The sequence below is a fragment of the Mesorhizobium sp. genome, assembly GCF_004962925.1.
GTDB lineage: Bacteria > Pseudomonadota > Alphaproteobacteria > Rhizobiales > Rhizobiaceae > Mesorhizobium.
The window spans coordinates 33,265-45,305 of sequence record NZ_SUEO01000005.1; the positions used below are offsets into that span (position 1 = coordinate 33,265).

14 protein-coding genes are annotated in these 12,041 nt (G+C 58.7%); 7 read left to right on the top strand and 7 right to left on the bottom strand.

Going from position 1 to position 12,041, the window contains the following annotated elements; translation table 11 throughout:
• The 7 genes from E5W87_RS02615 to E5W87_RS02645 form a co-directional block, all read right to left on the bottom strand.
• Positions 1-360: TadE/TadG family type IV pilus assembly protein (locus E5W87_RS02615; RefSeq protein ID WP_292393699.1), on the bottom strand; the 360-nt coding region annotated here is incomplete at its 3' end.
• On the bottom strand, positions 360-1,844 hold the full coding sequence (locus E5W87_RS02620) for a pilus assembly protein TadG-related protein (protein ID WP_128285835.1): 1,485 nt from the start codon (positions 1,842-1,844) through the stop codon (positions 360-362). The genes E5W87_RS02620 and E5W87_RS02615, both read right to left, overlap by 1 nt.
• Positions 1,845-1,908: 64 nt before the next feature.
• Entirely contained in the window at positions 1,909-2,190 is a 282-nt protein-coding gene (locus E5W87_RS02625) for a hypothetical protein (RefSeq protein WP_128285836.1), read from the bottom strand.
• Positions 2,177-3,622, bottom strand: a complete 1,446-nt coding sequence (locus E5W87_RS02630; RefSeq protein WP_292393702.1) for a type II and III secretion system protein family protein — start codon at positions 3,620-3,622, stop codon at positions 2,177-2,179. Before E5W87_RS02630 ends, E5W87_RS02625 begins: the two co-directional genes overlap by 14 nt.
• 43 nt (positions 3,623-3,665) lie before the next feature.
• Positions 3,666-4,706: a Flp pilus assembly protein CpaB gene (gene cpaB / locus E5W87_RS02635; RefSeq protein ID WP_292393704.1), complete on the bottom strand. Its 1,041-nt coding sequence runs from the start codon at positions 4,704-4,706 to the stop codon at positions 3,666-3,668.
• 78 nt (positions 4,707-4,784) lie between these two features.
• Positions 4,785-4,958, bottom strand: a complete 174-nt coding sequence (locus tag E5W87_RS02640; protein ID WP_128285839.1) for a Flp family type IVb pilin — start codon at positions 4,956-4,958, stop codon at positions 4,785-4,787.
• Positions 4,959-5,150: 192 nt separating this feature from the next.
• Positions 5,151-5,324 carry a Flp family type IVb pilin gene (locus tag E5W87_RS02645; protein ID WP_128244632.1) on the bottom strand — a complete coding sequence of 58 codons (174 nt, stop codon included), beginning with the start codon at positions 5,322-5,324 and terminating at the stop codon, positions 5,151-5,153.
• A 532-nt stretch (positions 5,325-5,856) separates the two neighbouring features.
• Here E5W87_RS02645 and E5W87_RS02650 point away from each other — a divergent pair.
• The 7 genes from E5W87_RS02650 to E5W87_RS02680 all read left to right on the top strand — a co-directional run bounded on the left by E5W87_RS02650 (position 5,857) and on the right by E5W87_RS02680 (position 11,884).
• A complete protein-coding gene (locus E5W87_RS02650; protein ID WP_128285840.1) occupies positions 5,857-7,245 on the top strand; it encodes a CpaF family protein in 1,389 nt (462 codons plus the stop codon).
• Positions 7,245-8,216 (top strand): type II secretion system F family protein, encoded by a 972-nt coding sequence (locus E5W87_RS02655; protein ID WP_292393707.1) that lies wholly within the window; start codon positions 7,245-7,247, stop codon positions 8,214-8,216. Before E5W87_RS02650 ends, E5W87_RS02655 begins: the two co-directional genes overlap by 1 nt.
• Before the next feature lie 18 nt (positions 8,217-8,234).
• Complete coding sequence (locus E5W87_RS02660) at positions 8,235-9,185, top strand: type II secretion system F family protein (protein WP_292393797.1); 951 nt, start codon at positions 8,235-8,237, stop codon at positions 9,183-9,185.
• A gap of 67 nt (positions 9,186-9,252) precedes the next feature.
• Positions 9,253-9,786 carry a tetratricopeptide repeat protein gene (locus tag E5W87_RS02665; protein ID WP_128285843.1) on the top strand — a complete coding sequence of 178 codons (534 nt, stop codon included), beginning with the start codon at positions 9,253-9,255 and terminating at the stop codon, positions 9,784-9,786.
• A gap of 9 nt (positions 9,787-9,795) precedes the next feature.
• Complete coding sequence (locus E5W87_RS02670; protein ID WP_128285844.1) at positions 9,796-10,320, top strand: prepilin peptidase; 525 nt, start codon at positions 9,796-9,798, stop codon at positions 10,318-10,320.
• Positions 10,321-10,425: 105 nt separating this feature from the next.
• Positions 10,426-11,223, top strand: coding sequence for a sterol desaturase family protein (locus E5W87_RS02675; RefSeq protein ID WP_292393710.1), 798 nt, complete (start codon positions 10,426-10,428; stop codon positions 11,221-11,223).
• On the top strand, positions 11,195-11,884 hold the full coding sequence (locus tag E5W87_RS02680; protein WP_292393712.1) for an isoprenylcysteine carboxylmethyltransferase family protein: 690 nt from the start codon (positions 11,195-11,197) through the stop codon (positions 11,882-11,884). The genes E5W87_RS02675 and E5W87_RS02680 overlap by 29 nt, the downstream gene beginning before the upstream one ends.
• The last annotated feature ends 157 nt before the right edge of the window (positions 11,885-12,041 follow it).

A 12,041-nucleotide genomic window follows, 5' to 3' on the forward strand; every position in this document is an offset into this window, starting at 1 on the left:
GGGGGCGGCGATGGTCACCGTAACATCCGATGTCTGCCAGCCGCTGACGCGCGGAACGTCTGTCACTGTTACCGCCGCCTTGCCGAACACAGCGATGTTGGTGGCGATATCCGCGCAGTTGATCGCCGCCAGCCCGGCCTGGGTGTACAACTGGCTGTTGCAGCGCGCGGCAAAGCGTGCCGCGTCCGACAGGCCGGCCTCCATCAGCAGCTTGTTATGGATCAGATTGCCGAACTCGAACACGCCCGCCGACAGGATCAGCATCAGCGGCGTGATCAGCGTCATTTCGACGAGCACCGCACCACGGCTGTCGCGTCGAAATCTGTCGAGGTGGCGGCATAGCGTTCGGATCATCGCCATCACCGATAAAGCTGGGCTTCGTCGCGAAGGAAATTGTCGAGGGTGCCCTGGCCGCCGCGACCGGTAATGTCGACAAGTTCAACCATCACCGACGCATCATCCGATGGTGACGCAACCGGTTCAGTGAGGAAGAAGCTGCCGAAGGCTTCGACCGGCAGATTGGTGCTGTGGCCGGACAGGCCGTTGCCCGCAGCTTCGAGTGCAGTGCAGTTCAGGATCGCACCATAAATCAACCGACGATCAACTGAGGTGACGGGCGGTTGGCAAGCTGCCGACGGGGTTCCGATCTCTCCACCTGTCGACGCGGTGCCCACCAACCCGGCCGATATCTCGTAACGGTAGACCTCATAGCGCGTCGGCTTGGTTGTATCCCATGACGATGGATAGGAGGCGGAACCGAAGTTGGTGCTCCAATAGCCGGAAAAATTCCAATCTCCGTCGCCCATCCTGCCGCCCTGATACGGCGTTGTCGCATCGCGCGGAAGGCCCATTGTTCCAGCTTCGGTGAACGAAAGCTGGTTCATGGCAGCGCATTGATTGACGCTACCTGTGGTCTGTATCGCCCCTTTTCGGACATTGGCGGCCGGACCGTATTCAGCACTATCGAAGTGGTTACCGTTGGCTCCAATCCCGAAACGAACATTGAAGGCGTCTTGTACCGGGCCGGCGTTCTGACCTGTCTTCGTGGTAACGTTCGCGGAGTTATAGCAGCCAATCGGCCTTGATGTCGCGATCGTCTGGGCGAGGGCTTGAGCGCCGTTCCCCACATCTGCCGGGGGCTCGAGGAAGCCGAAATTACCTGGACCAGCAGCAGCCCCATTTCCAACTTTCCGCAGTTCGATCAACCGACGATGGACAGCCGGATTGGAAACAGCCTGCTCAAGTGTGTACCCGCCAGCCGCATTGGTCCCGTTCACCATCTCATAGGGGTTGCACATGAAGACCGGCGTAAAATCGCAGACGCCGGAGGTGAAGCCCGCCACGGCGACTGCCCCGACATTGAAACTGTTGCTGGCGCCGGATGACAAGAAGGAAGCCGGAAAGATCGCGGCAAATCCGACCGGGGTTACCGTGACTTCCACAAAGCGGGCAAGTCTGGCGTCGTTCAGTTCGTCGGTGATCACATTGGCCGCCACGATCGGGAGATTGTCGGTGGCCGGCAACGAGCGAAGATAGCGACGCGTTACTCCGCCGGCAGCTAGCGTTTGAGGCGGGCCGGAGGTCGAGAAGGTGTATCGATTGCGTACCAGCGTAGCGATCGCCCTATCAGCACGGGTGATAGCGCCCGACGTCCCATCCAGTTCAGCCGCGCCTGCCAGGGCAAACGCATCAGCCCCCTTCTGAAGATCGTTGTGGAGGTTGTTGACCCGGCTCATATCGATCGCCAGCAGGGAAAAGCCGATGATCGCCGGCAGCATGATGCTGACCAATATCAGCGCTATTCCCCTCTGATCGTGCCAGAACGCGCGAACAATCCGCAGCATGGCCTTACTCTTAGCTCCCCTAACGCCAGTCGCTTTGCCTGACGTTGAACCCGCACCCTTCTGTTTAGTCCGCGGTGTCGCCGACATTGACCGTTATGGCCGGTGGTGGCGGCGGCGGCGGTGGAAATTTGTAACTCTGGGCAACAGCGGCAGCGCGCACACCGTCGCCTTCGATGGCCGTGTTCTTCGACGCCGGATTGAGCGGATCGACCGTCTGCAGCAGCGAGTTGTATTTCTGCGTGTCGCCCGATGCCAGCGTCATCGTATCGTAGCGGTTAAGATAATCGGCGCAGCCAGTCAGCGGGGCGGCACACAGGAGGATGATCAACGCGCTATTTCTTGACATAGATCATCTTGTCCTTGGATTTCAGGTCGAGCATGTGGCCATAGGGGCCGACCACGCCTTGGCCGAGTTCATATTTGCGAACCATGTCCTTGGTCACTTCGAGCTGACCGAGGATGAAGAGCTCCGGGTCGTTGGCTGGCCGCGTCTTGTCGAACGGCGTCGCCAGTTGTTCGCCGGGCTTTACCGGGCGCACGATACGCGGCGTCACGATCACGACCAGTTCGGTCTCTTCCTTCTGGTTGCTCGAATTCCGGAACAGCGCCCCGACGATCGGCACCTGGCCGAGCCAAGGCACCTGCCTCTGGGTCTTGGTGTTCTTGCTGGACAAAAGCCCGCCGACCGCGAAGCTCTGGCCGTCGCGCAATTCGACGACGGTAGACAGCTTGCGGTTGGTGAAGATCGGGTCTCCGGCGACGGTGAAACCGGTGAGGTCGCTGACTTCCGGCGCCAGCCTGATGTTGATCTTGTCGTCGTTGAGAACGATCGGCGTGAACAGCAGATTGACGCCGAACTGCTTGTATTCGATACTGATCTCGCCATCACCGTCGTCGACGCGGATAGGTACTTCGCCGCCGGCATTGAAGCTGGCGACTTCACCGGAAAGAGTGGTGAGGTTGGGTTCGGCAAGGGTGCGCACCACGCCCTTGGCTTCAAGGGCCTCGATGATCACGTCGACCTTGATGTTGCTGTCGATGACGCGGGCGATCAGCGCCCCGAACGGGTTGGTGTTCGACAGGATGCCGCTGACCAGGTCCCCCGGGCCCAGCACCACATTGTCTTCGTCGACGGCGGCTATGCCCGTTCCGGTGCGGGTCGTGCCGCTGCCGTTGGTGCTCCTGATTGAGACGCCAAGATCGCGGCCGGCATTGCGCTTGGCCTCCAGCACCCGCACTTCGAGGTTCACCTGCTGGCTGTCGTCGACCGTCACCGCGTTTATGATCGCGTCGGGGCCATATTGCTGGGCGACCTGCATGATCGCCGCCAGCGTGGCGCCGTCCTTGACATGGCCGCCAAGCCTGATCTTGCCGTTGATCGAGCCGATATCGATGCGCGACCTGGGCGCCACCTGCCGGATCGCCTGCGCCATGTCGCTCACGTCGACGCCGACCTCGATCTGGATCACGCCAAGCGAGCGCTTGTCTTCTGAAAAGAGGTTGACTGTGGTGGTGCCGGCGCTCTTGCCGATGACATAGAGCGTCCGGTCGGTCATTGGCTGGGCGTCGGCGATCTTCTCGTCGCCGACGACGATGTCACCGAGAGTGGCGTTCACCTGGATCGTCACCGACTGCGACATGGGCAGGAAAACACGGTGGACGCTCGGGTTCGATACATCGATCCTGCGGTCGGCTGCATGAGCAGCAAGGTCGATCGGAAGTAACATGACCGAGCAGGCCAGCGCGGCAGCCGCCAGTGGTCCCCGGAACATACGCATCTAGACTACCCCCCTTGCCGATTCGTTCGGCAATACCCTAGCGTTATTTTTGTCGCGGCACGTCGTAAGTTTCGAGCTTCACACCCCTGAAGACGCCGATCGTCGCACGCGCCGGCGGCTCTGGCTGCACATATTTGATCACTTCCTTAACCACTTCTTGCACCTGGGGTGCTGAGGCCACTGCAGGAACAGGTTTTGCGTTGCTCAACAGGTCGAGCCTGCTTCCCACCCGTTCCACGGCCTGGGTCAGCCCATTGATCTTGTCGTCCGCGCGCTTGCGCTCGGCTGCGGCCTCAGCCTCGGCTATTGCCTGCTTGGCGAGTTCGGCTTGCCTGGCGGCGACATCGTCCGGCGTATCACCGGTCAAATCTGAAAGCGTAATGCGTTCGGTCGTCTCGCCCTTGCTGGCGGCAGCCTGGCGAAGGGCTAGGGACAGCTGGCCGGCATCGGCAGCCAAGGTAAGCTTCTGGGCGTCTTTGGTGCTGACCTCGAGCGTTACCGCCTTCACGACCGTCGGGTTCTCGGTGCTTTCATCGGCGACCTGGTCGACGGCGAGCACCTTCATGCTCTGTAGAAGCACGTCGACGAAACTCTGGTCAGTCCCCTGGGTGGTGCGCACCTTGCGCGTCAGCAGCACATCGACCCGGTCGCCGGGGAAAACAAACCCGGCGACGCCAAGCACGTCGTTGACCCTGATAGAAACTGCTTTCATGCCTTCGCCGAGCACCGCCGAAAGTGTGGCGCGTTGGCCCGGGCCAGTGATCTTGGTGGCAAAGACGGGCTCGTTGACGCCGATCGCCTGCAACGCCTGCTTTGTCCCTTCGCCGGCCAGTAGATCTTTTGTCGTCCCGAACGCGCCAGCCGGAACCGCACCTGACGGCCAAGCGATTTCGCGCAGCTTATCGGCGGTTAGCGTGTCGCCGAACTTTAGAGGTACAGCGGCAACCACAACCGTATCGCGCTGGACGTCATCCGTCCGCGCCAACGCACTGCGCTGGCTGGCCAGCCAGATATTGGCGAGCACCACCGCCAGCACTCCGAACACGCCGGCGAGGACAATCATAATAACAGTGTTAGCGCGCACTTCTTCCCCCGCCCGAATGGGTTCATCTTAGTTCATCGACGTCGGAAAAAGTCCGACGTCGATGAGATTACCAAGGTCTCACGGCAACGCCGCCTGCAGCGTCGTCCACTGACCGCTGATCCATGTGCCGACAAGAACGATTGTGGCGATCACGGCTACGGTGATGATGCCGAGCAGGATGGTATATTCGACCATGGCAGCGCCGTGTTCGTCGTCGCGGAACTGCCGGGTCATCGTCATGAGCTTCTTCATGCCAATTTCTCCCTTTGGAGGTTTCGAACCCGACGAGACGAGCTAAGGATGAAATCCATACCCAAGCATCCCGTCCCCTCGTATCGAGCGCCTGGCTGGCGAGAGACTAAAATCGTGCCAAGAGGTCGATCGATCTTCTGGTCAGAGGAACTGGCTCAAGCTTTTACGGCCTGGGCCAGCTCCAATTCGAAATCACGGAAGCGCTGCGTTGAGCGCCGTCCACCTGCCGCTGATCCATGTGCCGACTAGAACGATTGTGGCGATCACTGCGACAGTGATGATGCCGAGCAAGATAGTATATTCGACCATGGCAGCGCCGTTTTCGTCGTCGCGGAACTGCCGGGTCATCGTCATGAGCTTCTTCATGCCAATTTCTCCCTTTGGAGGTTTCGAACCCGACGAGACGAGCCAAGGATGAAATCCATACCCAAGCATCCCCCGTCATCTCGATCTAAGTCCCGACCAAAACCAGAGTCAAACGGGATTAAGGGTTTCTTAACTTTCCTATACATGATCTGGCAAGAATATTGCCGATCTCAGGCGGACCAAAACATTGATTCAGCTCGTTTTTCAACCCATCTTAACCATTCGTTCACAATTTGGCCGTGGGTATGGCAGAAGTAGGGCAGCATTAGCGGCAGTGCATATTCCTTTATATCTAAGGGCTTGCGTGGGTTCCATGGCGCCTTCGTGACAAAAAAGCACTTGGCATTGAAAGGCGAGTGCTCGTGTTCCACTAGGACAGCGCCGCTGACCAAATAAACGTCGCGTTTTCTGATGCTTGATCTTAACTATATCTGAAGTATTAAATTGCATGGTGCGTGGCTGGCGCTTGTGCCCTGCGTGGTTAACGTTTAGTTTCCGTGGCGACGGATTTTACGGGGGAGTATAACGCGATATGCTGGGGCGGTTCACCAAAGGGCCAAGCGATTTGCGAGTCGAGCCAAAGCTCGAGCCGATGGCGGTTTTGCCCGCCACCCCGACGGTTTCTCCTGTCGTCGACTTGCAACCGCATGGTGACGATTTCCTGTCGCTCAAGGTCGAGCTCCACCGCCACCTCATTGATCGCTTCAACCTGACCGCCCTTGAAAACGCGTCCAAGGATGAAATTCTGAATGAGATCCGGCCGATCGTGCGGGAATTTGTCCGCGCTCGCAACGTGCCGCTGAATGCTCGCGAGCTCGATCAATTGACCAGCGACACCGCCGACGAGATGCTCGGCCTGGGGCCAATCGAGCCGCTGCTGAAGGACGATTCAATTTCCGACATACTGATCAACACGCACAATCGCGTTTTCATCGAGCGGCGCGGCGTGATCGAGGAGACCTCGATCCGTTTCCGCGACGAGGCGCATCTGCTGCGTGTCATCAACAAGATTGTCTCGGCGATCGGCCGCCGCGTCGATGAATCCGCGCCGATGGTAGACGCGCGGCTGGAAGATGGGTCGCGTGTCAACATCGCGGTGCGGCCGATCTCGGTGGATGGCCCGCTGGTGTCTATCCGCAAATTCTCCAAAAACCCCTATTCGCTCGAACGCCTGATGGCGTTCAATTCGATCCGCCAGCCGATGATCGACCTGCTGCGGATCGCGGTGCAGGCACGCAAGTCGATCCTGGTTTCAGGCGGCACCGGCAGTGGCAAGACGACCTTGCTCAACGCGCTGTCAAGCTACATCCCGTCCCGGGAGCGCCTGATCACCATCGAGGACGCGGCGGAACTGCAGTTGCAGCAGCCGCATGTCGGCCGGCTGGAGACGCGTCCGCCCAATGTCGAGGGCAAGGGCGAGGTTCGTCAGCGCGAACTGCTGAAGAATGCGCTTCGCATGCGGCCGGACCGCATCATCGTCGGCGAGGTCCGCGGTGAAGAAGCTTTCGACATGCTGCAGGCGATGAACACCGGCCATGAAGGTTCGATGACCACCATTCATGCCAACACGCCGCGGGACGCGATATCGCGCCTGGAGCAGATGGTCGGCATGGCGGGCATGCCGATGAGCCATGATTCAATCCGGGCGCAAATCGCGTCGGCGATCGACATCATCGTGCAGACGCAGCGTCTTTCGGACGGGGGACGGCGGGTGGTTTCCATCTCGGAACTGACCGGTATGGAAGGCAATGTCATCCAACTCCAGGAAATCTACCATTTCGTTCGCCGCGATGTGACCGCGGAAGGCCAGATCGTCGGTGAATTTCGCGCCACCGGCATCCGTCCGCGCTTTGCCCAGGAAGCGGCGACACTCGGCCACCAATTCGCCAAGGATGCATTCAACCCGCAGGTTCCGCTCTGATGCCGACGGGCCAGACATTGCTTTACTTCATTTATGTTCTGGCGGCAGCCTCGGTTATTCTCGCAGCCGAGACCATGTACGTAACCTATTCCAAACGCCGCTCGCGGGTCAGCACGATCAATCGTCGGCTGAAGCGGCTCGCTGACGAGGTTCCGGCTGAGCAGACATTGCAAGGATTGTTGCGAGAACGTGGGTTAACCAGCTCGGGCGATTTTCTGTTTAATACCGTCGGGCTGAACAGACTATACACTCAATCCGGTATTACCGGAAACCCGTTGTCGTTTGTCGCAATATTTATGCTCGCCGGAATGGTGTTAGCGCTGATTTTTGCGTTCCTGCTGAACTTCTCTACTATGGTTTCGGTTGCTATTTTTCTGCTGGTCGGCTTCTTACTGCCATTTCTGGTACTCCGCCGCGCGCGCGGCAAACGAATCCAGAAATTCGCCGCCCAGCTTCCTAACGCGCTCGACATGATTGTGCGCTCGTTACGTGCCGGTCATCCGACTTCCGTGGCGATAGGCCTTGTCGCCCGAGAAATGCCTGATCCGCTTGGCACCGAATTCGGCATTGTTTCCGACGAGATCACCTTTGGCCTAAGCCTTGAAAACGCGGTGCGGAAACTCTCGCAACGCGTCGGTTTCGAGGGTCTTCACCTATTGTCGGTGTCGCTGTCAATTCAGGCCAAGACAGGTGGCAATTTGACCGAGATCCTGTCGAACCTCTCATCGGTGCTGCGCGAAAGGCAGAAACTCAGGTTGAAAATTAGGGCGCTTTCTGCCGAGGGCCGAATGTCCGCATGGATCATTTCCCTGTTTCCGCTGTTGATGCTCGCCATCCTCACTGGCCTCGCCCCGAGCTACTACGGCGAGGTATTGGACAACCCGCTGCTCTTCCCTGTGTTCCTGATTTTCGGGCTGTGGGCGCTGCTGGGTGACTTCATCATGTATCGCATGGTCAATTTCGATTTCTGACGGAGGCGCGCCATAAACCTGCTTTCGAATACCCAGGATCTTAGCCTTCTGGTCTCCATTGCCGTTTTCCTGGCGGCGGCGGCGCTATTCCTGTTAGGCGCGCTTGTCCTCAGGCCTGCCCTTCAGACGCGGAAACTGGTTGCGCAGAGCCTGATGGCAAAGGGCCTTCCCAACCGCCGCTCGCTTTTGGGCCAGGAAGAACTGGCCAGGATTTCAGCACAGCGGCCAGTTGAGGCGTATTTTCGATCGATCGAAAAGGAGCGGGACGAGCCCAGCGCCCTGGACGCGAAGCTCTTCCGCGCCGGCTTCTATCAGTCAAGCGCGCCACTGATTTACACTCTGTCCCGCCTCGGCGCGGTCTGCGTCGGCTTTACGGTGACCTATGCGCTACTGTCCCAGATTTTGCCGCCCCATTTGCCCAGTCTTGTTGCCTTTGGTGGTTCAGCCTTGCTTGGGCTGGCATGCATTGTCATTCCAAGTATCGCGCTCGATCGGTTCGAGAATGGGCAAAAACAGGTCTATCGTCGCGGCTTTCCGGATTTCATGGATATGATGATCACCTGCGCCGATGCGGGCATGAGCCTCGAGGCAGCGGTCGAGCGCGTCAGCAACGAACTGGCGGGCACCCATAAATGGCTCGGTATACAACTCGCGATCATGACTCTGCAGCTGCGCGCCGGCAAGCCGCTGCGCGACGCGCTGCGCGAACTGTCTGACCGCATCGGGCTTGAAGAGGCACGGGCGCTGGCGGTTCTGTTCCGGCAATCAGAGGAGCTCGGTACAAGTTTGACAGAGGCCTTGCGTGTCTATAGCGACGAAATGCGGGGACAGAGAATCCTTCGCGCCGAGGAGCGCGCCAACGCGTTGCCGGTCAAAATGATGATTCCGTTGGGGATTTGCATTTTCCCGGTGGTGATGATGGTCGTCATGCTGCCAGTGATCCTCCGAATGAGGGGCATTTTCTTCTAGGCAGGTATATGCTTTGGTCGAAATACAGAGTCGGAGAACTCTTTTGGGGGACGAAATGACAGGGCCAATGCGCCTCGCAGCCGTAGCCGGTTTGCTGCTTATCGTGCTTTCCGGCTGTCAGACGGCTGATACCAGCGGCGTCGTCCGTACCAACGAGCCCTCGAAAGGTGATGTGACAGCCTTTGGCGATGCCTTCGACGGGCTGAAGACGGTCAGCGACGTCGAGTACTATGCCTCGGACCAGGCCGTCGCCGAAGCCAAGAACCAGTTCCGCGCGGAAAACTACGGCAATGCCGGCGCCCTGTTCTACAAGGCGACGCAACTGGCGCCCAATGATGGTGGTGCCTGGATGGGTCTGGCCGCCAGCAGCGATCGCATCCGCCGCTTCGACCTCTCCGACCACGCCTATCGCCAAGCCTTCCGGCTGGTCGGCGGGACGCCCGAATATTACAACAATGTCGGCTATTCCTACCTGCTGCGCGGCAAGCTGCAGGACGCGCGCAGCAATTTCCTCAAGGCTTATGAACTGGCGCCCAACGATCCGACCGTGGCCAACAATCTGCAGCTCCTGTCGTCCAGCGTGAAGAATCTCGAGCGGTAAGGCTATAGGATGTTGCTCGTCGCATCGCTGCTGCTGAAGGGACTAGCCATCCCTTTGCTGGCAAGGATCGCCTGGCTCGACTTCACCACCCAGAAGATATCCAACCAGAATGTGCTGCTGCTGCTTTGCCTGGGTCTGGGCTCGCTGCAACTCCTATCGGTGCAATCCGGTTCGTGGTGGGACATGGGCCTGAGCGCAGTTGCGAGTCTTCTGCTGTTTGTTGCGCTCTTTCCGTTCTGGGCCTTGCGCAAGGTCGGGGGCGGCGATGTCAAGCTGATGGCGGTGGTGCCGTTGCTGATCGGCGGCAGCGGCCTTCTAGTGTTCTCCGTACTGCTGCTGGTTTTCGCCCTCGCCACGGCGTTGATCGTGAAAAACCCGTTCATGCTGCCCGCGGGCGCTTTCCGCCTCTACGTTCAGCATTTGGACCGCAAAGGCGTTGTGCCGTTTGGGGTGCCGATCTCGCTCGCAGCGATCTGCACGATAGTGTTTCAGGTCTATAGCAATTTGACGGTTCTAAGTGGCTTCTCAGCCTGACACTCGTGGTGCGCAAATCACCTTCTCAGTTAACCTTTTGGAAACCATTGACTTGCGCCCAAATCGGCGAAGTGCTTGGTTTGGGTCTTTCCGGCGGGGCGCCGTATGGACATTCTCAATCTCAAAGCGCTTTTGATTGCGGTTCTGATCTTCGTACCGATCGAGCGCCTGTTCGGCCTACGACCTAGCCAAAAGATTTTCAGGAAAGCCTTCTTCAACGATCTCATCTACGCTCTGTTCAATGGCGTTCCTATCGGCCTTGGCCTGATTGCGGCTGTTACACTGGCAACGAGCACGGTGGGGCGGCTGGTGCCGGACTATGTCGGCAGTGCCGTGTCATCACAGCCGGTTTGGCTTCAGGTTATAGAAATCATAGTCATCGCGGATATTGGCTTTTACTCGGCGCATCGTATGTTCCACGCCGTCCCGTTTTTATGGCGCTTCCATGCTATTCATCACAGCATTGAAGAACTTGACTGGCTGGCGGCGCACAGGGTTCATCCTGTTGATCAGGCTCTGACGAAGAGCGCGTCACTCGTGCCAGTATATCTGCTGGGTTTCAGCAGCCCGGCGATCGCCCTGTTCGCATTGATTTTTCACGTCCACGGCTTGCTGCTGCACGCCAATGTCAAACTAAACATCGGACCGCTTCGATGGCTGATCGCCTCGCCTCAGTTCCATCATTGGCATCACGCTCATGAGCGCGCTGCGTACGACAAGAATTTCGCTGGCCAACTTTCATTCATCGACGCGCTGTTTGGAACGATGCACTTGCCTGGCAAAGCGGTGCCGGAGCGCTATGGCGTCGATGATCCCATTCCACCAACTTACGTCGAGCAACTCGCCTATCCGTTTATTCCGAAGGGCAAAATTCATGAAGCTCCCACCAGCAGCGACGCGTGATTTCATCGGGCGCGCAACGATGACACTTTACTTCACGTTCTGCGCGACTTTGAAGGCCGGAGCATTGGTTACAGCTCTTCGCGGCGCAGAATGGCCAATAGCGCGAATTATCGGCGTCGTTGCAGACGTTGCCGCTCTCGGCTTCCTCGTCCTCATTGTTGCTACGACAGTAGCGCGTCTTCCGCCGCTGAAGACAGCGCAGGGACTGGAACCCCGAATCTCGGCGCTGATCGGATGCTTTGCCACCGTAACTTTGATTGCTGTCCCTCGAGTCGAGATACTTCCGCAGATTGAGCTCACTGCCAACCTGATTACCATCATCGGCTTCGCGCTTTGCGTTTGGTGCCTATGGTGGCTCGGCAGATCGTTCAGCATCGCTGCCCAGGCCAGACGGCTCGTCACCGCAGGCCCCTATCAAATCGTGCGGCACCCGCTCTACGCCTGCGAAGCGATCGTCCTACTCGGCATTCTTCTCGGTAATCCGACAGGGGCGACGGTCGCAATCTGCGCGATCGCCATTGCTTTCCAATACCGGCGGATAGTCAACGAGGAGAGGGTCTTGCGAGCGACATTTCCCGAGTATCAGGAATACGCCCAGCGCGTTCCGATGCTCTTGCCCCGTTTCGCTGGCGCATCTTTGCCGGCGCCTGACCCGCGATAGCTTATGCCGCATCTCAAACAGGCTGGCGCAACGGTTGGCGTCGCTTCGATCTTTGCCGTGAGAATGATTGGTGCTTATGGGCGCGGAAAGGCTGACAGCGCCGCGAGATCAGCGGTGAGATCGAAAGCGGGCCGCTGAGTCGGCCACGGGCGTTGCC

What these genes read in the sequence shown, in the direction of transcription:
- E5W87_RS02670 (WP_128285844.1), top strand. Translation starts at nt 9,796, where the DNA reads ATGTTGCTCGTCGCATCGCTGCTGCTGAAGGGACTAGCCATCCCTTTG.
- E5W87_RS02625 (WP_128285836.1), bottom strand. Translation starts at nt 2,190, where the DNA reads ATGTCAAGAAATAGCGCGTTGATCATCCTCCTGTGTGCCGCCCCGCTG.
- E5W87_RS02655 (WP_292393707.1), top strand. Translation starts at nt 7,245, where the DNA reads ATGCCGACGGGCCAGACATTGCTTTACTTCATTTATGTTCTGGCGGCA.
- E5W87_RS02630 (WP_292393702.1), bottom strand. Translation starts at nt 3,622, where the DNA reads ATGCGTATGTTCCGGGGACCACTGGCGGCTGCCGCGCTGGCCTGCTCG.
- E5W87_RS02675 (WP_292393710.1), top strand. Translation starts at nt 10,426, where the DNA reads ATGGACATTCTCAATCTCAAAGCGCTTTTGATTGCGGTTCTGATCTTC.
- E5W87_RS02680 (WP_292393712.1), top strand. Translation starts at nt 11,195, where the DNA reads ATGAAGCTCCCACCAGCAGCGACGCGTGATTTCATCGGGCGCGCAACG.
- E5W87_RS02665 (WP_128285843.1), top strand. Translation starts at nt 9,253, where the DNA reads ATGCGCCTCGCAGCCGTAGCCGGTTTGCTGCTTATCGTGCTTTCCGGC.
- E5W87_RS02650 (WP_128285840.1), top strand. Translation starts at nt 5,857, where the DNA reads ATGCTGGGGCGGTTCACCAAAGGGCCAAGCGATTTGCGAGTCGAGCCA.
- E5W87_RS02645 (WP_128244632.1), bottom strand. Translation starts at nt 5,324, where the DNA reads ATGAAGAAGCTCATGACGATGACCCGGCAGTTCCGCGACGACGAAAAC.
- E5W87_RS02640 (WP_128285839.1), bottom strand. Translation starts at nt 4,958, where the DNA reads ATGAAGAAGCTCATGACGATGACCCGGCAGTTCCGCGACGACGAACAC.
- E5W87_RS02620 (WP_128285835.1), bottom strand. Translation starts at nt 1,844, where the DNA reads ATGCTGCGGATTGTTCGCGCGTTCTGGCACGATCAGAGGGGAATAGCG.